At 42.9% G+C, this 22495-nt stretch carries 12 protein-coding genes and 1 tRNA gene; 9 read left to right on the top strand and 4 right to left on the bottom strand.

The genetic code is table 11. The features are described from left to right. Positions 1 to 60: 60 nt before the first annotated feature. Positions 61 to 4602 carry a UvrD-helicase domain-containing protein gene (locus AAEY75_RS00620; protein WP_352257723.1) on the bottom strand — a complete coding sequence of 1514 codons (4542 nt, stop codon included), beginning with the start codon at positions 4600 to 4602 and terminating at the stop codon, positions 61 to 63. 76 nt (positions 4603 to 4678) lie between these two features. Next, the gene (locus AAEY75_RS00625) at positions 4679 to 9217 is read right to left on the bottom strand and encodes an exodeoxyribonuclease V subunit gamma (RefSeq protein WP_352257725.1); all 4539 of its coding nucleotides are present in this window, start codon (positions 9215 to 9217) and stop codon (positions 4679 to 4681) included. Between the two features lie 443 nt (positions 9218 to 9660). Here AAEY75_RS00625 and AAEY75_RS00630 point away from each other — a divergent pair, with 443 nt between their 5' ends. The 9 genes from AAEY75_RS00630 (at position 9661) to AAEY75_RS00670 (ending at position 17767) form a co-directional block, all read left to right on the top strand. Next, positions 9661 to 10188 carry a hypothetical protein gene (locus AAEY75_RS00630; RefSeq protein WP_197217172.1) on the top strand — a complete coding sequence of 176 codons (528 nt, stop codon included), beginning with the start codon at positions 9661 to 9663 and terminating at the stop codon, positions 10186 to 10188. A gap of 69 nt (positions 10189 to 10257) precedes the next feature. Next, positions 10258 to 11067 (top strand): hypothetical protein, encoded by an 810-nt coding sequence (locus tag AAEY75_RS00635; RefSeq protein WP_197217171.1) that lies wholly within the window; start codon positions 10258 to 10260, stop codon positions 11065 to 11067. Between the two features lie 73 nt (positions 11068 to 11140). Further along, positions 11141 to 11216: transfer RNA gene (locus tag AAEY75_RS00640), tRNA-Arg, on the top strand. A 213-nt stretch (positions 11217 to 11429) separates the two neighbouring features. Next, positions 11430 to 12896, top strand: a complete 1467-nt coding sequence (locus tag AAEY75_RS00645; RefSeq protein WP_352257728.1) for a tyrosine-type recombinase/integrase — start codon at positions 11430 to 11432, stop codon at positions 12894 to 12896. 164 nt (positions 12897 to 13060) lie between these two features. Further along, positions 13061 to 14128 (top strand): hypothetical protein, encoded by a 1068-nt coding sequence (locus AAEY75_RS00650; protein ID WP_352257730.1) that lies wholly within the window; start codon positions 13061 to 13063, stop codon positions 14126 to 14128. A gap of 119 nt (positions 14129 to 14247) precedes the next feature. Further along, positions 14248 to 14550, top strand: coding sequence for a helix-turn-helix transcriptional regulator (locus AAEY75_RS00655; RefSeq protein WP_352257732.1), 303 nt, complete (start codon positions 14248 to 14250; stop codon positions 14548 to 14550). Between the two features lie 2 nt (positions 14551 to 14552). Further along, positions 14553 to 14837 carry a hypothetical protein gene (locus AAEY75_RS00660; RefSeq protein WP_352257734.1) on the top strand — a complete coding sequence of 95 codons (285 nt, stop codon included), beginning with the start codon at positions 14553 to 14555 and terminating at the stop codon, positions 14835 to 14837. Beyond that, positions 14830 to 15204 carry a hypothetical protein gene (locus AAEY75_RS00665; protein WP_352257736.1) on the top strand — a complete coding sequence of 125 codons (375 nt, stop codon included), beginning with the start codon at positions 14830 to 14832 and terminating at the stop codon, positions 15202 to 15204. Before AAEY75_RS00660 ends, AAEY75_RS00665 begins: the two co-directional genes overlap by 8 nt. Positions 15205 to 15310: 106 nt before the next feature. Beyond that, a complete protein-coding gene (locus tag AAEY75_RS00670; protein WP_352257738.1) occupies positions 15311 to 17767 on the top strand; it encodes a DUF927 domain-containing protein in 2457 nt (818 codons plus the stop codon). Positions 17768 to 18469: 702 nt separating this feature from the next. Here the strand turns inward: AAEY75_RS00670 and AAEY75_RS00675 are convergent. Further along, positions 18470 to 21811, bottom strand: coding sequence for a type I restriction endonuclease subunit R (locus AAEY75_RS00675; RefSeq protein WP_352257740.1), 3342 nt, complete (start codon positions 21809 to 21811; stop codon positions 18470 to 18472). Positions 21812 to 21845: 34 nt separating this feature from the next. Next, a complete protein-coding gene (locus AAEY75_RS00680) occupies positions 21846 to 22466 on the bottom strand; it encodes a hypothetical protein (RefSeq protein WP_352257742.1) in 621 nt (206 codons plus the stop codon). Positions 22467 to 22495 lie beyond the last annotated feature (29 nt).

Below are 22495 nucleotides of genomic sequence, written 5' to 3' on the forward strand. Positions count from 1 at the left end.
TTTTTAATCTGATTAAATGTTATAACAATGTTTGCCCATTTGAGTGTTATATAAAGTTTATTAATCCGGCAGGCCAAATAGTGCGTCTAAACCTTTGATAAAGTCGATAGGAATATCCCAAGTAACCAATCCATAGCAGTTATGATTCTCTAAATTGTTACTGCTAGGCTTATTATTATCTTGAGATATAGTGTCAGCGATTTTAGCATTCGGATCATATACGCCGCGTAAAAACACATACTCTACAGCGCCTAAGTACTTATCTTCGTTACCCGTATAATCACTGATTCTCATGGCTAGGAACCGATGTAATGCTACTTGATAGATTGCTGCTTGTAGCCAATACCCTGCTTTGGACATTGCTTTCTTGAGCGTATCTTCATTGTAATCGCTTAGGCTATTTCCTAAAAAGTTACTCTTATAGTCAACCACATAATACTTGCCAGCATGCTCATATACTAGGTCAATCTCACCGCGTAGATAGCGATACAAATGCGCTTTATTTTGTGGCACTAGAGTGACATGTTTATCTGTCTCATCAGGTAAATACTGTTGAAAAAGCTTACTGATATCCTGTGCTTTAAACCTTTCTGACAGCCCCATGTTGAACTCTAACTCAGCAAATCGCTTACCTTTATTAAGAGATATCAAAGGTTGGTTGGAAGATAGTAGCGGTGCATGTAGCACCTCTTCAATCCAATTGATTAATGCCTCATGCTTCGTTGTATCTATTGACTCAAGATCAAATACATCACCATCTCCTCGCTTCCTTCCTTGTGATCTGCGGCTCTGTTGTTCAGCACTGCTATATATCAGCGGTAACTGATAGCTACTAATGGCTCTATCAATAACCTGAGACCACTGGGTTTTATTGGTGAAATCTATTTGTTCAAATATCTCATGCAAAAACGTACCAGCATTGGCGCCTTTTACAAAGGTAAAACGGATATCATCTTCTGACTTGAGACTGAGTTCACCGTCTTGTTCGAGAGACTCTTTACTATTCAGTGAAGAGAGGTCTGAAACAGAAGACTCTGTCATATCAATGTCTATCGCATCATCAATACGCTCATCCATTATCGCCATTGCTTGTGTAGATTCATCTAGCTGACGTGCCAAAGCGGTAAAGCTGGTCTTAGCCCAACCATAAAAATAATTGGTTTTCATCACCTCTGCAAAGGGCGCGTACTCAATAGCCTCTGTCACAGGCTTATAAGCACTTGATTTGGTTGCGGCTAGCTGAACGTTATCATTTACGCCTGCTGAATTAGCATCATTGCTTGCGTAGTTATTGTCATAGAACTCATTAACTTTATGCCCTCTGAGCATGCCTATGGTACCTTTGAGTCTATCAGGTAATTCAAACTTTGCTTCTGACGATTCAAACCAATAGAACACTGGCTTTAGCTCAAACCCTGTCTTGTTACTCGGATCTCGTAGCACAACATAAAGCTGCTCGCTGGCCCGAGTAAATGCCACATAGCCAAGCCGTCTTATCTCATCAAAACCTTCTTGTGTTTCGATATCAGTATAGTAACCCTCAACCGTGGCAGAGCCTTGCAACGGTGAGAAGCGGCGCTGATTACCCGTTGATTGATTATCAGTCGACTGCTGTACTTCTATCGACTGCCGCACTAGCACTGAAGGCGCTTGTTGCGCATTATATAGATATAGCCCATAGTCTTCCTTATTCCCAGACTTCCTACTGGCGTCACCCATTCCCAATACATAGACAATAGGGAACTCAAGCCCTTTTGACTTATGAATGGTCATTAGCTGTACGCCAGACTCTGTCGGTAGCGGATATTGCTTAGCCCAGTCACTGTTGGGCGCTGCATCTATATGCTGCCTGAACCACGCCAGTAGCTCATGCTCACCCATACCTAGACCATACTGCGCCAAGATATCCATCACATGACGCAAGTCCATGATATGACGGTCACCTTCTGGATGAGCAGCTAGGGCTTGCCAAACGCCTTTCGGCTGTACAGGGCTTTTATCTAATAAATAATGTAGCACCGATAAGATGCCAAAGTGCTGCCAACGCTGTGCACCTTCTTTTAGATAGGTAATAAAGTCTTGATAGCTTTTTTTAGTATCAGTAGCTTCATTGGCTGAGAGATTTTTCAAATTAGAACTGTTTGCATGGGCGCTTGGCGTACGGCTACCCTCGGTAATGCCTGACTCATGATCCGTCATCATGGCTTTGATGTTTTTGATACTCAGTCCATATAGGTGACTGGTCAACACCCGATTAATCATGTCATGACGATACGGATATAGCATAGCACTCAACAATGCTGCCACATCTTCTGCCATGATAGTCTCAAAGATGCTGACATCACTGGTCGTCAAGGTCGGCACATTAAGTTTTACCAGCTCATCTTCAACGCGTTTCAGATCTTTTTTGGCACGTGCCAGCACCCCAATATCACTCGGCTGAATCGGCTTACCTTTAAGTGTCTGACCACTATTAAGCAAAGTGGCTATATGGCGAGCTGTTATTTCATGTTCATCGTAATCAAACTCTTTGTCCTTGTCATAAGGCAGGTGCAATAAGCTCACTGGCTGAGCAGAAAGCACCTCTGTCACCAGCACATCATCCAGACTATTTGACGCATTAAACCAAGACAGCTCATATTCTGGTTTTGCCGCTTTGATATGTTGGTAGTGAATACCAGTACCCAATTGCGACAGCTTATTCTCAGCAGTTGTTGCATCAGCCATACCAAACCAGCAGTTCAATGCGTTAATCACACCGGCATTTGAACGGCGATTGATATCAAGCGTCCAAAGAGCACTTTTATCAAACTGGGATTTCATGTAGTTATAGTTGGCCACATCGCCACCACGAAACCCATAAATAGCCTGTTTGGGATCACCAACCAATAGCAGAAATTCATGATTGGCTTTCTTAGTGGTTGATTGCTTGTCACTGTCCGACTGTTTACGCTTATTCTTTGGCAAGTAGATGCTTTCAATCATAATGGCTTGCTCGCCATTGATATCTTGCGACTCGTCAATCAATGCCACAGGATAATGATGACGAATATAACGCGCCAGCTTATCTCCTTGACGACCAGTTAATGCTTGGTTTAAGCGTACCATCTGCAAACTAAAGGTCGTCTCGCCGCGCTCTTCCAAAATGACTGGTAGCCTATTGCGCACAGCCAGCACAATATGACGGTTAAGATTGGCTAATACCAACAAAATATGCTGATTTAAACTATCAAGCATGTCTAAGATAGCCATTAACTTACTAATGGTCTCTAACTCAAAAAGCGTCTGGTGCTCTTTTTCTTTATTCTTATTAAAGTTCTTGATTTTGCCATCTTCATCTGGATATCTGGCATCTTGCAATGATGTCAAAATCTTATTCTCGCTCTCATTTAAATAGCTATTAAATGTCAGCTGATACTCCGATATTTTTTGATGCACTTCAATAATGGCATCAAACTGTTTGGTTAAATTAGAACCACCACGAAACCCTTGAGACTTTCTATAGTCAGGATTTAAGTAAGGCTGGATATCTGCTAAATCTAACTGAGAAAACTCATTGATTAGCTTTTCGTATGCATCAAAATCAAAGCCTTTCTCAATCCTTATCTCATCAATCGGCGCAGAGATAAAATTAAGCGAGCGAGTAACATATTTCTTATGATCGCCAACCGCAGTCAGCTTGCCTTGCTGATCCATTAGCGCATAGAGTTTGGGCTGCTCATAGTATAAGCGGCTCTGAAACTGACGCAGCTCATCATGGATAATACTGTCAGTCACCTGCTCAATACTGCTGTCTTCAATAATCCCCATACCCTGCTGGTGACCCGTCTCGCTGCTGTACTCCGTCAACCATTTTTGCGCCAAGCTATCGAGCGTGCCTACGAACAGTTTATCTAAGGTGGTTAGTACCAATGCTGTACGCCTGATAGCTTCCGCCATGGGGTAACTGTACACGTGATCCAGCAAATAACCGACAAGATGCAAGTTAATAGGATCTTGCATAATGCCATCTAAACGCACATATTTGGCCTGATTAACCAACCAATCTTCGCGGTCTTTTTTTGCTTGTTTACGTTGCTCAGCCGCCGCTTGCTTATCAGCAGCAAGGTCTTGATTTAACTCGTCAATATCTGTTTCAACGTTTGCGTCTACGTCTGAATCACTGCCTGCTTTTGCGTCTTTATTACCCTCAGGCATAACTTGCAGTATGTTGGGATAGAGATTCTCTTTATTGCTAGTATCAGCACTTAGGCTATTGACCCATTGTAATAACTGATAAAAATCTACCAAACGATCGTGGATACGCTGACGCATTTCGGCAGCGGCAGCTCGAGTAAAGGTCGTGGCTATGATTTGCTCTGGCGCACGTCGCGCTTCGATCAGTAGGCGCAGTACAATACCGGTCAACGTCCAAGTTTTGCCAGTACCCGCTGAGGCTTCAATTAGGTGCTTGCCCGTTAGGTCAACATCGACTGCTGGTATGACATCATTTTTACGTTTAGGTATAGCAGACAAACAAGGCAGCTCATCTGAGTATTCATCGAATAAATTCGGTTGTGTAGATAAGTCAATGGTATTAGCTGGGTCGGTAAAGTCTGTCATATGGGCGCATACTTTTAATTATTATTAATTAGAACAAGATAGCAAAAATTAATTAGGGGCTGCTCTAAATAATTGGCTAACCATCTAAGTTAGTTAACGCATTAAACATCGGCTCATACAGTGGTTGGGCTAATGTAGTCAACGCTGCCGATAGCGCTTTGAATGAATCTTGGTCACGTAGTACATATTGCCAAATAGCATGCTGCGAACAAGTATCATATACCGTGTCTGAGTTGTAGTTAGGTCTTAACCAGTCCGAGAAGTCGGCACGTTTTGGCCAATAGCTAACCCCCTTTTCGACTTTTGCGCACTTATCAAGGTAATTAAGTGCATATTCTGGCAGTAATGTAATAGGCACTTGACCCGTTAACTTGCCAAAAAACGCCCATTTTATCAACTCAATCACAGCGTCTTCATAGACAATTGGGCTTAGTTTAAATGCGATTACATCTTTATAGTTACCAACTTGTGAGCTGGCCTTATTGAAGCGCCAAATACTTACGCCATCATTTAATGCCACTTGCTCGGCAGTAGTACGTCTGGCTACTTGCCAATACAAATGTGATAACCAAAACTTGAGCAAATGCCTAGGGCTAGCAGAATTAGGCAGTATATTTAACCATTGCTTAGGCGATTGCTGAGCATAAGGCACACCCGCCTGAATATGAGAGTGACTGTTATACGCATCTGTCGGCACTGATATTGGTGCTAATGTTGGTACTGATCCCTTTATCTTAATGACTTTTGGTAACAGCTTAAACAGTGTTTCTATACCCTCTATATTCGTCTGATTACTTGACTCGTTGTCAGTGCTACTCAGCATATTTTTCAGCTCTATCTGAACAGGATGCTCAGCAGTCGGCGTCAATAGGTGTAAGACTGTAGCGCCATCTGCTCCACCTTCATTAAGCATGCTGCTCTCATCAAAGCCATTAGAAATTAACTGCTCTTTGAACTCTAGACATTGCTGTTGCAGTTTCTTTTGTTGATTGGGTAACGTGGTTTGGCGAGCGACACCAGCGGGCATAATTTTTTGATACATTAGGATTGGAGTGGTGGTCTCAGCCGCTGCATTACTATCGTTTTTCTTATTCTCATCAGTAACCAACTGCTTAATCAAATGATCTTTGATTTCATAGGTGGTTAAACTGTTTAGAAATAGCGGCTCTTGCTGCGACAGCGCTTCTTCACCTTGTACCACATGTACCTTTTGAGACCGTAAGAACGCTTTGGCAGGATGGCGCACTTGGTAAGCCAACACTCCTTCAATATCAATCTCTCCGATGTTAAATACGCTATCAGATAACACTTGGATGAGCGCCTCTGTCATGTTATTGACATCGTTAGCATCAACAGCTGTATCTAGCGCCAATAGTTCGACCAATGCAGACAAGGTTTGATTGTCTACTTTACCTAGTTGTCCCAAGCCTTGACCCAGCACCTTAGCGATTGACTCATACTGTGCTTTTGTAGGTAAGCCGACCAGTTGCATAGGCTCACTAGATACTCGCCCCTTCAATGTATCAAACACCGCTTGCCAAAGCGGCGCAGGCGGAAACTGTTTTTTCTGAGCCAGTTTGGTTTTGCGCATGGCTGTATTTAATAAAGTATCCAGCTCATCAATCATATCAACAGGGCTAGCATCCTGAGCATTGATATTAATATTGGCATTAACGTTGGCATTAGCATCAATATCAGAAGACGCTTGCTCAAAAACATCAGCGCCTTCCATTTCTGTCTCAAACAGACTCTCATGAAAAGGCAATGCAGGATGCTCAGTCACTAGCCACTGCTTAATCAGTTTAGGCAAATAGCGCTTGAGACTCTCGGTGGTGGGATCAATATTCTCAGGTAATGTCTCCAGCGAGTTCACCTGCCATTGCACCTCGCCTTGCAAGAACTGTAATAGCTCACTCACTGGGTTGGCTGGCAGATGCTCATGGGTGTCCGTCAAGCTTTGACCGTTGTAGAACATCCAGCAAGCACTGCGCGCGCATAGCAGTGCATCTAAAAATGCACCATTGTCATCATCTTCACTAACTCTGTCACCGCGGCGGGCATTGGTCGCTTTCATCAAATCATAGCGGTTATCACGGTCACGCCCAGGAAACTCAGAGAGATCCATATTGAGCATAACCACCAGCTCAAACGGCACGTTTCTTAGTGCGCCGAATCGACCAAAGGTAATTACCCCCGTCGGCTCCGCACTGACCTGCTGACTCTCTAGCTCCGCTTCGATGCTGTCTAGCATAAAGCTCAGCTTGAGCGGCAACTGTTCCACACCTGCCAGCCTCTGCTCTACTTCTCTGTTGTCGATATCACCACTAGCGTACTGCCTATAGTGACGATTGGCTCGCAGACTTGATTTAAAACCATTCATCGCATTGTAAATGGCGCGCATGGTACGCGTTTGGTCCACATCGCCAAAGTAGCGATGGATAACTTGTGTCTCAATCTGATCGAGCCAGTCTTCCGCTTTCATTTTCTGTGTATGGTCATCACGTCGTGCGACCAAGCCAGTGTAAATACGGCAAAGCGCTTCAATAATCAGCGCATCATTTAGGCTCACTTGTGGTAGCGGCAAGGTCATTTCTGGTAATGCAGTGCTTGGCCATTCATCCTCATCTAAAGGATACAAGCAATCACTCAACTCAGCCTCTGGCATGACCAGACCTAAGGTCAATCTATCTAATGCTTGCGCAAAGCTAAAGCGATAGTCGTAATCATTACTGTCCAACGTTTGCTTAAGATGCAGCTCGTCAAAACCGCGAATAAAGCCCGCCTCTACCAATAAATCACAGCCACGGCTCATTTGCTCATGAGTCAGCCCAAAGCTTTCAAATAAAGGAGGCAACATGAGCCAGTCCAAGACTTCAGCTGCTTCAAAACGGGCACTATGACTACCCAATAGTTTATAAAAACCAATAATGGCTTCCCATAACTGGCGTATATCTGCATCAACAACACCCGTCACTTTGGCAGGCAAGGTCAAACCATCCTGGCCTTTACCGTTGACGAAGATAGAGCCAATCAGTGCATGATGACGTTCAACATCGGGTAGCAGCACAACAATGTCAGAGATATGGCGTTTCTTTTCACCCAGTTTGATAGGTTCATTCAACCAACGACCAATCATGATACGCAACACTTCAAGCTGACGTTGCAAACTATGACACGAATGAATGCTTAGGCTATTATCTTGCGAAGATATTGCCCAAAAACGGTCTTTCTCAAAGCGCTTATTCTCTAACGCTTCATCTTCATACCAGGCCGTTTCTTGCTTCTCTTCATCAAAGCTCGACTCCAGTTGCTTGCTCACTGCTTGCGAGACTGTAGCAGCCGTTGCTTGCTGGGTCGATTGCTCATCAAGCATTAACACATCGTTCTGTAAACGCTTTAACAAACTTGGACTATTTTGAGCGCTAGTAGCATCATCAATATACTCAGCAGCAACACCATGATTAGAACCAATGCTCAGCGTATCGTCGAAATTATCTTGCCATTCAACCAGTGCATCGTCGTATTGCTCATTACCCGACAAGTTGGCAAGCATGGCAAAAGCATCACGCGACTGCTTCCCCAGACGCGACAGCAAGCTGTGGCCGTAATCACGCAAAAACACACTCTCAGGATTAATAATCTGCTGACGCTGTAACCAAGACTTATCGACGATATCTGCCCAAAACAGCTTTGATGGATTGTAATGCAATAGCGTGATATTCATGTATTGTGACAAGCGCTGTAGAAAATCAAGCTCGGTCTGTGGTAATTGCTGAATGGTGAAAATACGCAGTATGGTTGGCAACTGAGCACGTTCGTTCGACTTATTACCTTTTAAGGCTGACCAAAATGCGCGCTCAAGTGCCACACGGTGTAGATGAACATCAGCGAATAAATGCGACCATAAAAAACGTTGGCCAACTTCCAACTCAACATAATGCTCGACCAACCACTCAGGCGTGCCACGCGCATATTTATCAAAGCGCAGTGACAATGCATCTTTATCTGCTATCAACTCATCCACATTCAGCGGCTCGTTGTGCGACCATAATGCCAACCAATCTTCACGATGGGTCAAATAGCGGTTAAACACCCTCGCCAAATCGCTTGCCAACTGCCAAATACGGGCATCTTGTTGCGCTTTATCCTGTCGCACATTGTCTTTTAGCACATTGTCTTGTTGAGCGTCTGCCTGCGGTTCATCAATCAAAGACGCCAGTAATGGATGAACCGGATGTTTTTCATCTGTAACAATCGACTCTTGATAGTAAGTTAAGTACCCAAACAGTCGCCATTGCATCACTGTTGGTGACAACACCGCCACTTCCGGCACGTTTAGAGTTGTCGCTTCAGGGTTTTGCGCCAGTAAGTACGTATTATGGCGAGTCAATACATCTTGCATCAGCGTCCATTGATACTGACCCCAGAACTTAGTACGCACCAACGTACTAATACCAGCACGGCTGGCAATCGTCTTGTCCAACCAATCGCCCAATACCATTGACGGTACAATGACAATAAAAGGCTCAAATACAGGCTGATCCTTGGACTGGTATTCTATAAGCAGTTGATCTACAAGGTTTTCGGTGCGGTGCGATTGAATAATGGTAAACATAGACACTAATCTGATTGGAAGTATGGAAGCGCAAAACGAACGAATCTTGCTTGAAGGTCTTGAGGTATCTATCGTTTTAGCAAAAATTTAGCTAAAATAAACTTGTTATAATAGGGTCTGTTGAACAACACTGGTGAATCTATATTTCGTAGTCGTGGTCAACATTTGCTTCTGCTAACATTGCAGTTTCATATAGCATGAAAATAACGACAACTATCAATGATTATTGAGTCATAGAAATGATGGAAATACGCTGATGATCAGTGTGCCATTGATAGCTATAGTTTACTAGTATATATGCTAGCAGTACAATTGTTCACGACATTTAGTGTCGTTTTCCGTCCAATTGTGCAGATCAAAAAAGACTATCGTCGTTTTTGTTAAAATAGCTGTTATAGTTTATGTACCCTCAACCTTTTTTATCAGCGGGATAACGAAATATTATGCCCTTGCGTCCTATTGATGCCATTTTTGTTCACCCTAAGCGACGTTTGTACGTCGTTTACTATCGCGGTGAACTGTGGCAATTGCCACGTATGAAAATCGATGACAGATCATGGCAAAACAGACAACCTTATACTGATGATAGCAAATCGCTCTATCTCAGTATCCATCAAGCCATTAGCGATCCTATACTGGCACAAAAGCTTCGCACATTAAACTTGCCAGTCGCTGTGCGCGGGAGCACGTTACCACGCTTTGAAGCATGGTGGGAAGCACATGGATTTAAATGGCTGACAGAAAAACTTACCTCAGGTGAGTCGCCTTTGGCTGCGCACCAAACAACACCCGCGAGAACAACTGACAATCAACCTGCTTTGCCTTCAAACTCCCCTCCTGTGCCATCAAATACAGAAAGTCAGCTAAGTAGTGACAATAACGAGCAAAAAACAACGCTACCTTTAGAAACAGATGTTTTCGCAGACATGCTCGCAGATTTAGCAGATGAGGTGTTGCACCAAAAGATCTAAAATATATTATAAATCCATCACAATTTTTTATTTAATCCCGTAAAATAATTAAAAAAAGAGCAGTCATACATGAAAGACTACAAACTGCTGCTAGCTGGGCTGATTTTACTACTACTCGTCATCTTCATTGCAATATTTGCTTGGTTGTATACCAGTAACCGTAAAAATACAGATCCTTTGCCAATCATGGCAAACAAAAATGAATCGACAGCTACCACTACTCAAGATGATGCAAAGTCACTGAATGATAGTGCTGTATACTTGCAAGCGGAAAAAAGTCTACAGATACCTCTAGACGATATCATTGCTAGATTCGAGTCTCGATATTCCCACATACAGGTCGTGGCAAACTACGTCTCTGCAAGTGACATCCTAACTTTAGTAGATAATGATACTAGCAAGCCGTCAAAATTTGTATTTGATGTCGATATGATTATCGCTAATGATAGATTATCGACAGAAAGACTCGCACCGTTACAAGCAGAGCTTAAAGCTGCTCAAGATAAAATCAAGCAAAGTAACATCCTTACCAACAATGCAGATGAGACCAGTAAAGAAAATCTATTTAGTCATGAAGATGAGGAAGATACTGATGGTAATATCAATATAGAAGCACGTACTCTGAATTCTTTTAGTTATGCGTTAAAAGATGAGCAAACGCTTGAAGGGGTTATTTTGACAGATAACACGGCTGCTATTACGTTCCGCAACTTTTTACTTTCAAGCACAGGACAAGATATCTTAAAAGAATACGATTATTATAATATTGAAGGCTATAAAAACAGCGTCAATGATCTATTTAATCCAACATCACGTACACAACAGGTATCAGAAACTGGATCAACCAATGTCGCTGATGCCCTTAGCAATGGCGAGTAATAATAAATTGTCTTTATTTATCTTTTGTTAATTGCTTTTGTGACTGCTTTTTCTTACAATGTCACTACATAATGCGCCTATAGCTCAACAGGATAGAGCAGTTGCCTCCTAAGCGATCGATCCGAGTTCGAGTCTTGGTGGGCGCACCAATCATTGTATTTAGACATAACCTCGCATTACCCCAATCCGCTACAGCCCCCGATTTTACTTACACTACGTCTTCCTGCATCACTTGTCATTACCTAGCAGCACCACTACACTGTTGTTAAATATGTTGTTAAATATTCAACAAGAGCGTTATTTGTTGTTAAATTCTCTTAGGTTTTGTTGTTAAAACCTCTCCACGCCTTTAAGGCCAAGTCATGACAAAGAGAAAAGACTACCAGTTGACGGATGCTGCCGTAAAATCTATTGCCAAACAATCACCACCTAATAAGATTACACGCCACGGCGATGGCAATAATTTATATCTAATACAACATCCAAATGGCTCCCTATTTTGGCAAATGGCTTATCGCTATCAATCTAATAAAGATCTCAAACCTAAGCAAAAAACCTATCAGATAGGTATCTACAAACCAGCCAAGCTAGATATAGACTCCTCCTTCAAACCAGAAGTATCGTTAAAGCAAGCACGATTAGCACGTGATAAAGCTAAATCATCACTTGACGACGGTATTGATCCTACCGACCAAAAAAACCATCATAAAAACAACTTTGAGCAGAAAGATTTATTTAAGATTATTGCTAACAGTTATATCAATGAAAAGTCAGAGACCACGCCCAAGAATATTCAAAAGCTGCATACCTATTTAGACAAGCATGTCTCACAACATATAGGTGACTATCCTATAAATGCTATTACTGCTCAGGATGTTATTAAAACTGGATTAGCGATTCAAACGTATTTTGAAAAGCAAGGTAAGTGGACGACTGACACAACACACAAGTGCGTGGCGTTTATCAGTTCGGTTTTTGAGTATGCTATCAACACGCTAGGTTATGATCTTATTAATATTGCTCATGGACGCAGTAGAGCGCTAAGACCTCATAAGGTTGAGCGCATGAAAGCAGTGGAGCAACACCAATTCCCTGAGCTACTACGTAATATTGATCAATACAGTGTAGATAATCCAAATGCTCATGAACAGACCGTCGCTGGCATGCAATTAATGACGCTATGCTTTGTTAGAACAAAAGAGTTGAGGTTTTTTGAATGGTCAGAGATTGATTACCATAAAAGCGTTTGGCGAGTGCCAGCGCACAAGATGAAGATGCGTCAGGATCACATTATTCCTCTATCACCACAAGCTATGGCTATCATCGAGCGTATGCGTCCCTTAACTGAGCGGACAGGCTATGTTTTCTACAACTTTGAGCGCAGCAATCCATATAGCGAAGTATGGTTTAATCAAGCATTAAAGCGCATGGGCTACACAGGTGACCCCTACCCTAAAATGACGGGTCACGGATTTAGACAGCTTGCTAGCACGGGACTGTATGAGCTGCAGTTTTCAGAAAACATTATTGAAGTCCAGTTAGCCCACCTTGAACAGTCGAGCGTCAAAAAGCGTTATGATTTATCAGCACATTTAGCCGAACGGCAAATGATGATGAATAAATGGGCGAACCATCTTGATGATTTACGCGCTGGCAAAGCGGTCAGGTTTGACTTACTGACCCCTGATGAACTTGCTAAAGAAATAGATAGCCGCAATGAGCAAGCCACTGATATAGCACTGCATGATAAAGAAACGTTAATAAAAAGCTTGCAAGCTCAAGGTATATCGCCTGACTTACTGGCTCAGCTCGCCAACCAGATGAGCTAATATCGCATCGTCAGTATCACCCTGACATATAAAAATTGATAGCGTTATGCGCTGTCATTACAAATGCAAGGCTAGGATTAATATCCGAACTTCAGCTCCTTTCACACGCCTTAAGCTGGCATGCTTTGCATCTATTCCAATTTAAGGTTGTAACGGGTAGGAATTTGAGTATTTTAATTGATGAATTAAGAGATGGAGACGAAAGCTATATCCCAGTTTCAGAAACCTTGCAGCTGTTATCGAAAGCTACTAACAATAGCTCCCTTGCCGATGTTAAAACCTATTTACTCGCTAAATATATTTGTAATTTTATGCCAATATATTATCGTGATGATTACTTTAGATTCAATCTTGACCAAGCAGAAAAGGCTTACGTCCATAGTCATGATGAATATAGTAGTACCTACCGTGCTTTAAATAATGAGTTAAAAGGTGATGAATATTTCTCCATTGAATTATTAAACGAATTTGAACCTATACAGAAGTATGATATTTTTGCCTATAAACGAGGCTATCATTGTATTGCTCAGCGAGCATATGACAGTTTTAATAAAGGTGACTATGTAACAGGGTTAAATAAACATATAGAAGCTCTTTTACTTAAAAAAAGTCTTATTAGTAAAGTATCCATAGAAAAAATTGAACAAGAAAAATTAATGCCAATAGAATTGAACGATACTCAAAATAATCACTATCTCGCCCTTAAGACAGAAAACAACAGACTTAATGACAGGTTAAATAAAGCTGTAGCTATTTTTAAAGATTTAAATGAAAAGGTTGATCAACTTACAGATCAACTCGAAGATCTCATTGCTGAGAAGAAGAAAATTGAAGATACGAGAGATCACTCAGAGATTGAACTGGAAAAAGTTAATACTAAACTATCGGATATGATAGCTAATAAAACTGAACCTCAAGCTTTTAACTGGCAAGCAATGACTTCTTTCACTTACCCTCCTGAACTTCATTTAGCCATAATAATATGGGAAAAAAATTATATTTTAAACGAGATAAACAATCCTCACATGAAAGATCATTCTCAGCGATTTAGTATTATTACTAAAAATTTAGGGCTCGATGAAACCATCCTTAGTGCAGCACTAATTGATAGATTGAGCAAAATCACTAATCCCCAAATTAATAAGCAAAAAAACGATATCGATAATTTAAAGAGCATTAAAGGTTTAAATATAAAGGACTTAGACGATAGTAACCCTAAGGGTAACCCTTAACGGTAACCCATTGTGTAAGGGGTTACCCTTTGCAGTAACCCCCCTATCCTCCATTAATATCTATCTCATAGCAACCAGCCATTACCGGCAATCACTCTAACCGCTATGAGGTGAATATTATGAAACTCAACGATCAATATCTAAGAATGGCAGACCTTGCTAACCAATCGGAACGCATCGCCAAGACCTATACGACTCAATCAGGACAACAGCGAACTGTGACTGCTAAAAACGCGACACGCGGTATCGTCGGTTTCTCTGCTAAACATATCTACCATCTCATCAGTCAAAATCAATTCCCAGCGCCCATAAAAATTGGACGTGCGAGCTTATGGCGTTTGTCTGATATTAATCACTGGGTAAACTCTCACAACGAACAGCCAGACTCAGACAGTCAATCCAATACTCTAATGGGAGCTTAGTCATGATGACGTCAAAACCCGTTGATATTTTAGAACCACGCCTAGTAGCAGTTGACAGTCATCAGTTAGATTACATCGATGAACTCATTCAAAACTATTCCAACGACTGCGAAAGTTTAGCTTATGCACTTAATACAATTGAAGCAGACGACCCAGCGTCAAAGGGTGTGATAGTAGCGGTGAGATCCGCCTTACTCGCTATCAGTACACATGCCAGCGAATTGAGCTCAGGCATCATGCGAGATATTGTCTCATTGCCTGAAGTCAAGGTATCAAGCCATGAATAGTAATGACAATAGAACCCAGCTAGAAGCTCTTAGCGGCTTACCTGATAACGCCTTGTCTATCAGCCAAACTAGCCAGCGCAAAATAATTGATATGACCACTGATAATGATAGAGAAGTCGTTGTCTTATCAGCACATGATCTATCAGATATTGCCTGTGATATCGAAGGAGTCGTCACTATATTGAATGATATTGGGCATCTGCTAGCACTTGTTCACCATGCCAAGATGCAGCCACATATCATTGTAACTATGTCACATTTAAGAAATGATTCTGTCAATACATGGATGAATCTATTAAATGCAAGATTAGAGAAAGTCAATCAAACCTTAGCACTGACTCGTTACAGCAAAGAGGTAGCACAGTGAAAATCTATCTACCAAAGCAAAGCCGTAAGTATGCCAAGCGTGAGAGCTACTACAAAAAGTACAGAGCCTCGCGCAAACCTAAACAGTCACATGCAAGAGGTAATAGATGAATACCTCACCACAAACGATAGACAATAAAAAAGCCCATGCTGACAACATGGGCGCTGATACTCTCTTACAAGGTTGCAAGCCAGCTACAGAGAAACAACTGGCAAACTGTCCATTCTTGACCAAGCTTTACAGCATGGTAGAACCTGAACGACTGCTATTTTCTACAGACGACACTACTATATATCATGGTGATGATATTGGCAAAACCGAAGCGACCGCTAGCACGATAGCTATAGCAATAACCGACAGACAAAAGCAACCCGTAGGCGCTGTGTTCTACACACCAAACAGCAAAGCTACGCCTATTGTGATTGATCCTACAGGGTATGGCGCTATCGTTATTGGTGACACGAACAAAGCTAATGAGGTGCTTGCATTTGATAATTTAGATAACGGTATTGATACTTATGCGTGCCTGATGGCTAGTGACAAGACTATTATTATCAGCCCTCAAAAGACAAAGCAATGCTTTAAAAAGATGGTACAGCATTGGAGCAGCGGATCACAGGTCACCATACCGATGACCACAGATAACAAAGGGATGATAAATTTACTGGCAGGCGTGAATGCTAGGGCATTAGTTACTGTGGCTGATATGGTCACGATGCTACATGCTAATAATAGCTATGAGGCGATACTGGCAGCTGATGACACCCAGCTAATCAATTTAAAAGATACCACTTACTATCCTGAATGGCGCGACGACAAAGCACCGCAACTGAATACGCCTATGGTCTGTGATGATGGGCGTTTTGAGCTATACCATGATGGGCTGTTTTTCGTAAAGTACGATGACAGCGATCCTAGCAATATTTTATATAAGCAAAAAATGTTTGTTTGTTCACCCATTGAGATTATCGCTAAGACACGAGACATAAGCAGCGGTACATGGGGGCGGTTATTACAGTGGCGTGATGATGATAACGAGCTGCATAAATGGGCAATGCCGTTATCTTTATTGCAAGGTGATGCCCGTGAATACCGCAAAGAATTAGCCAGTCAAGGCTTGAACATTACTACCAACCCCAAACAGCGCAGCTACTTAGACGCTTACTTACAAGATTATCCAATCTACAAACGCGCGCGGTGTGTCGATAGACTAGGCTGGGACGGTGAGCAATATATCTTACCTAATGGCGCTATCGGTGGTGATGGTAAAGAACTTATTGTCTATCAGTCTGCAAATAGTATTAACAGCACCCTAGCCCAGCAAGGAGAGCTAGCCCAGTGGCGTGATGAGTTATGCAAACCACTAGCAGAACAAAGCCGTTTTGTTTTCTCCATTGCTTGCGCGTTCGCTGGTCAATTACTGGAGTTATTAGAAGATGACGGGGGCGGCTTTCATCTCTTAGGTTCATCAAGCATGGGCAAGTCATTGTCGCTTAAATTGGCTGCTAGTGTATGGGGCAACCCTGACAGGTATGTTAAGACATGGCGCAGCACTGATAACGCACTGGAGGGCACAGCCAGCGAGCATAACGACAGTTTTCTGCCACTCGATGAAATCAGCGAATGTGACCCAAAAATAGTAGGCAAAACCGTTTACATGCTGGCTAATGGTCAAGGTAAAGGACGTAGTACCACCACGGGGCACAATCGCATAGCCAAAACATGGCGCATTATCTTTTTGTCTAATGGTGAGGAGTCGCTACAAAACTTCATGGCGCAAGCAGGGCAAAAAACCAATGCAGGTATTGAGGTTCGAGTGGCGCATATCGATGCTGATGCTGGTAAAGGCTTAAAGACGTTTGATAGTTTGGTACTGGCAAAAACAGGCGCAGCGCAAGCCGATAGGATCAACGAGCTATCACACGCTTATCATGGTGTGGCTGGCATAGCATGGCTTGAACATATCACCACTGACAAGGCAGCGACCACAGCCACCGCCAAGCAGTTGGTAGATGACTTTATGAGCCAATACACGGACCTTGCTCCACAAGCGCATAGAGTGGCTAAACGGTTCGCTATTGTGGCTACCGCTGGCGAGATGGCAACTCAGGCAGACATCACAGGCTGGCAAGTAGGACAAGCAACCACAGCCATTATGACGTGCTTAGATAATTGGCTTGATAACTATGGGCGTGATGGTGAGCATGAGCAGCGCCAAATCATCAAACATATTCAGTCGTTTATTGAACAGCATGGATCAAGTCGTTTTCAGGCTTGTTTCCAGACCACCGGCACCCGCCCCAACTTTGATGAAAGAACACCCAACCGTGTGGGCTATCGCAACGAGGACACAGGGGACTATTATTTTTCTAAAGAAACTTTCAACAGCGTATGTGCGCCATTTAGTAAAAGAAAAGTATTGCAGGTGTTAGATGAAGCGGGCTTGTTACTTTCAAATCAGGGTGACCGTAAAATTTATAAAACCCCTAATACTCTATTTAGTGGCAAGGTTCGCCCGTCTGTTTACGCGGTTACTGCTAACATACTTTGTTGTGAACCTTAAAAACCGATGGGACAAGCGGGACAGACGGGACAGCCATTATACAGTAAGGGGTAGAGCTGTCCCGAAAGCAAAAACGGAAACGGGACGGCTGAAAGCTAATAACTATGGGGGCTGTCCCGCTTGTCCCGTCTGTCCCATACAAAAAACTAGGTTACAGCAAAAATAATCAAAGGTAGGCGTTTATCGTCTGCCTTTTTTACTGTTTGTACTCCAATGATATTAGTGAAAAATATTGGAAGCAAAAATAGCATAAACATAAAAAAGTGGAAGCAAAAAGACCCTAAAATAAACTGCTTCCAACATAAAAAAACCACGCTTAGACCAATCATATAGGGCAGTTTGGCTTGGAAGCAAAAAATCTTGTGGAAGCAAAAAAAATCATCGAAATGGAAGCAGTTTCATTTGATAATTATGTCGACATTACGCCAACTAGCCAGCATGTCCGTACTATTAATTTTGCTGTGAAGTGACATTATTCGCTACAAAATATTGGAACCAAAACAGCCAAATTGTGGAAATTTGGAACCAAAACACGCCTATTTTCTCTTTGGTTCCAACATAAAAAACCACTCTTAGCCCAGTCATGGAAAGTTATTCAGCTCGGAACCAGAAATAATTTTGGAACCAAAAAAAAGCTGGAAAAATGGAACCACTTTGGTACGATTATAGCGAGAGGCCGCTTCTTAAAACCAATCTGAGATATTACATCGCTGCCTCATCACCCAGCTTCGTATCAAGCATCAATCGAATGAACTGCTTAAACTGATTCGGGTTAGACAGTAGATGCATGGTCATGTCTTCAAACGTCCCTTTGGCATCAAACATAGCGTCCTCGGCAGCGTTTGGATAACCGCCCAGCATGATCTGATCAACACTATTATTGGTGAACTGCTTAACCACGATCTCGTTCTCAGTGACCTTATCCCAAATGGTATTCATAAAGTTCACTTTGTCCTTATCGGTAAAGTCCTCACCAGCAAAAACCTCGTTTAATCTATCAATAATCTGTGATAGCAGCGCTTCTTGTTTGTCTTTAGGCGTGGCTGTACCCGCGCCACTGCCGCCATCTAGTTGATACTCAGACTTACCCTCTTGCAGCTTTAAGTCTTGCTGGTGCAGCATTGAGACACGGTAATGGCTCATGACGATGTTACTTAGATCAACCTCATCTTCATTGTCCACGCTTTCACGTAATAGTGGCTGTAGGTTACGCGCGTATAGACTCAGTTTCTCTAGCTCTTTGTCGTCATAATCCACGATTTGCGACATAAACTCATATTGACGGGTAAAAGTGCCTAAATCCTTTTTAAATATTTCTAGCGCGTCTTGGTCGGCCTTAAAACCTTTGTAGTCATTCTCCGCATTGGTCATCAGCACTACATCACCCGTGGCTTTAGTACGCTCCAGCATCACTTTGGCATGCTGTGCTTGCTCACGTGCTTGGCTGTAGCGCTTCTGCCAACGCTCAACCGCTGGCTTGCAGATATTACTAATGGCGGCGTTAGACTTGTTCTTACTGTAGAAGGCCTCAACGAATTGCTCGACCTCATGCCATAAGAAGATACCGCTGGCACGCAGTTTCTCATAAAGGTCAAACACCTGATCAGGGTCAGACACATCCGCTAAGGTTGCAGTCTCATAATATGGTTGGAAGGCTTCCAGAATATAGTCAGGATCATTAAAGAAGTCGAGCACAAACGTACCGCTCTCTGCTTTGCCCTTATAGGTACGGTTAAGCCGTGAAAGGGTCTGTACGCAGTCCACGCCTGTTAGCTTCTTATCAATATACATGGCGCACAGTTTGGGCTGGTCAAAGCCTGTCTGGAACTTATTAGCCACCAGCATCACTTGATAGTCATCACTGTCAAAGGCTTTACGTAGATCACGGCCTTTTAATCCAATATTCATATTATGCTCGGTGAACTTCTCGCCAAGTAATGCGCCACTATCAGGATCATTGTCGTTAAAGCTGACTTCACCTGAGAACGCGACCATGGCATTGATACGATGATAACCATGTTCAGCGATATAGTTATCAAAGGCCAACTTATAGCGTACTGCTTCTTTACGTGAGCCTGTCACTACCATGGCTTTGGCTTGCCCGCCCAATAAGCCTTTAATGTTGTCGTTAAAGTGCTCAATGATGATCTTAACCTTCTGCGCGATATTGTGCTCATGCAAACGCACCCAGTTATTAAGCTTAATTTTGGCGCGGCGAGCATCGACCTCATCATCAGCGGCGGCAAGCTTCTGTTTTAGCTGATAAACCACTTTATAGTTGGTGTAGTTCTTGAGCACATCTAAGATGAAGCCTTCTTCAATCGCTTGGCGCATGGAATAGACATGATAAGCGGCTGGCAGGTTATCTTTTGAGGCTAGCAAATCAGGATTAGGCAGACGTCCAAACAGCTCGATGGTTTTCGGTTTAGGCGTGGCGGTAAAGGCATAGTAGCTGAGGTTGGGACTGCTACGGCGGGCGGCAAGCGTGGCATCCATTATGACATCAAGGCTATCTTCGCTAGATAGCGGTGCATCATTCTCGGCAGCATTATCAAAAGTACTGTCTTGCTTACTCTCTATATCACCTGAGACCAATACTTCTTTGAGCTGGCGGGCGGTAGAGCCTGTTTGTGAGGAATGGGCTTCATCGGCGATGATGGCATAACGGCGTGACTTGAGCACACTTGAGTCTTCAATCGCTTTGAGTACAAATGGGAAGGTTTGAATAGTGACGATAATGATCGGCTGCGAATTGACCAATGCGGCCGCAAGCTGCTCAGACTTTGAGCCATCACCTTCTTTTCTATTGATCTTGCCCACCACGCCATCAGCATGTTCAAACTGATAGATGGTGTCCTGCAACTGGTCATCAAGCACGGTACGGTCGGTAATGACAATAACAGAGTGAAATTGCTTATCGCCGTCACTGTTGTACAAGGTCGATAGTTGATGGGCAGTCCATGCGATAGAGTTAGACTTGCCTGAGCCTGCACTGTGTTGGATCAGGTACTTTTGACCCGCGCCCTCATCAATGGCCGCATTGACCAACTTAGTCACCACATCCCACTGATGATAACGCGGAAACATCATAGTCTCTTTTTTAGATTTACGGCCAATCGCGTCCTCTTCCTCGTCTATCTGCAAGTGCATAAAGTGGCCGAGGATGGCGAGTAAGTTCTCTGGTGTGAGTACTTCATTCCACAGATAGTCGGTGGCATATTGGCTGACATCCTTAGGCGTATCATTACCCGCGCCGCCGTCACTGGTGCCTTTGTTAAACGGTAAGAAATAAGTACTGTCACCTGCCAGCCTCGTGGTCATATAGACTTCATACTGACTGACAGCGAAGTGAACCAATGCGCCACGCTTAAATGTCAGCAGTGGCTCAGGTTTCTTGGTATCAGGGTCTTTTGGCAGGCGTGTCTTCTTATACTGAGTAATAGCATTTTGCACCGCTTGTTTAAACTCAGACTTTAGCTCCATCGTCGTGACGGGCAAGCCATTGACGAACAGTACCACATCGATACGGTTACGCTTAGCGACTTTACCGTCAGTTTCGCCTTTTGGACTGCCTTTTAAGCTGGTATGAGGGCTATAGACTACTTCAGGAACCACACGGCAGATATTGGCCTCATAGCGTGCCATCGTCTCAGGGTTGAGACTGTGCTCAGGCTTAAACTGACATAGGTCAAAGCGTGCGTTACGAATCTTTAGGCCATGACGTAATACACCCAATGTGCCATAAGTGCGTGAAGCTCTATCAGTTGAGTGTTCATCAGCCTTGTTTAGCTGCTTCACCAATGCGGTGATAAAGTGGCGCTCAGAATCAATAGGAAAGGTACGGCAAAACTTTTCCCACTCCTTTGGCTGGGTCATCTGCACAAAGTCCAGTACGTCTTGCTCATAGAGCGCGGTCTCAGCCTGATAGCCACTGGCATGACCTACTTGCCAGCCATGCACTTGCATTTGAGTGACGATATCGGCTTGGAAGACAGATTCGTAGGTGACATTTTGCGCATTAATAGCAGTATTGGTCTGGGTCATGGTTTGACTCTTATTATTAAGTTATGAGTGTGGCTTATGAGATCAGCCACACTTTATTGATTTCAACGATCTGATGCTCTCTACCTTCGATAACTTCTGTTCTTATAATTTTGCTAGGGTCAGTCTCTTGCAGTATTTCTATGTCGTATTCATCGGTCATATCATAAGCGCCAATATGCCGACTAAGCTGCCAGATATGGCCATCTAAGTACTTAGCGGTGTTTGCATTGTAGTGAATAGAGCTTTGAATACCCTTTTGGGGCTGTTCATCTACTGGCTCAAAGGTATTTATATAAAAGTCTTTATAATCTTCTATCGCACAAACCACTTGTGAGCGACTGATGTATTCTTCATATAGCCAGATTTGCAGATAGTAATAGGTTTGCATACTCTCTAAAGTGTATTGCCATAATTGGTAGATTTTTTGCAGATTTTTAATCAGTAGGTATTCACAGTCGCCTGTTGGTTCAGGATAAATACTACCGCCTAAAGGCAAGCTCGACCATGGTTGTACCCGAAATTTAACGTAGTCTCTTTTTTCTTGATTCAGCAGCTCAGTATCAAGGCTCTTACGATTATCACCCCATTGCTCAATAGCACGCTTACGGCGGTTGATGCCTCTTATTTTGCGATATCTTATTTTCTGCGTTTTCATGTTTAGCTCTATATTTTTTTCAAGCTTAA

The organism is Psychrobacter sp. TB55-MNA-CIBAN-0194 (assembly GCF_040309505.1).
GTDB lineage: Bacteria > Pseudomonadota > Gammaproteobacteria > Pseudomonadales > Moraxellaceae > Psychrobacter > Psychrobacter fozii.

Bases quoted from the DNA above. Each gene is read 5' to 3' on its own strand.
- AAEY75_RS00620 (WP_352257723.1), bottom strand. From the start codon at position 4,602: ATGACAGACTTTACCGACCCAGCTAATACCATTGACTTATCTACACAA.
- AAEY75_RS00625 (WP_352257725.1), bottom strand. From the start codon at position 9,217: ATGTTTACCATTATTCAATCGCACCGCACCGAAAACCTTGTAGATCAA.
- AAEY75_RS00630 (WP_197217172.1), top strand. From the start codon at position 9,661: ATGCCCTTGCGTCCTATTGATGCCATTTTTGTTCACCCTAAGCGACGT.
- AAEY75_RS00635 (WP_197217171.1), top strand. From the start codon at position 10,258: ATGAAAGACTACAAACTGCTGCTAGCTGGGCTGATTTTACTACTACTC.
- AAEY75_RS00645 (WP_352257728.1), top strand. From the start codon at position 11,430: ATGACAAAGAGAAAAGACTACCAGTTGACGGATGCTGCCGTAAAATCT.
- AAEY75_RS00655 (WP_352257732.1), top strand. From the start codon at position 14,248: ATGAAACTCAACGATCAATATCTAAGAATGGCAGACCTTGCTAACCAA.
- AAEY75_RS00660 (WP_352257734.1), top strand. From the start codon at position 14,553: ATGATGACGTCAAAACCCGTTGATATTTTAGAACCACGCCTAGTAGCA.
- AAEY75_RS00665 (WP_352257736.1), top strand. From the start codon at position 14,830: ATGAATAGTAATGACAATAGAACCCAGCTAGAAGCTCTTAGCGGCTTA.
- AAEY75_RS00670 (WP_352257738.1), top strand. From the start codon at position 15,311: ATGAATACCTCACCACAAACGATAGACAATAAAAAAGCCCATGCTGAC.
- AAEY75_RS00675 (WP_352257740.1), bottom strand. From the start codon at position 21,811: ATGACCCAGACCAATACTGCTATTAATGCGCAAAATGTCACCTACGAA.
- AAEY75_RS00680 (WP_352257742.1), bottom strand. From the start codon at position 22,466: ATGAAAACGCAGAAAATAAGATATCGCAAAATAAGAGGCATCAACCGC.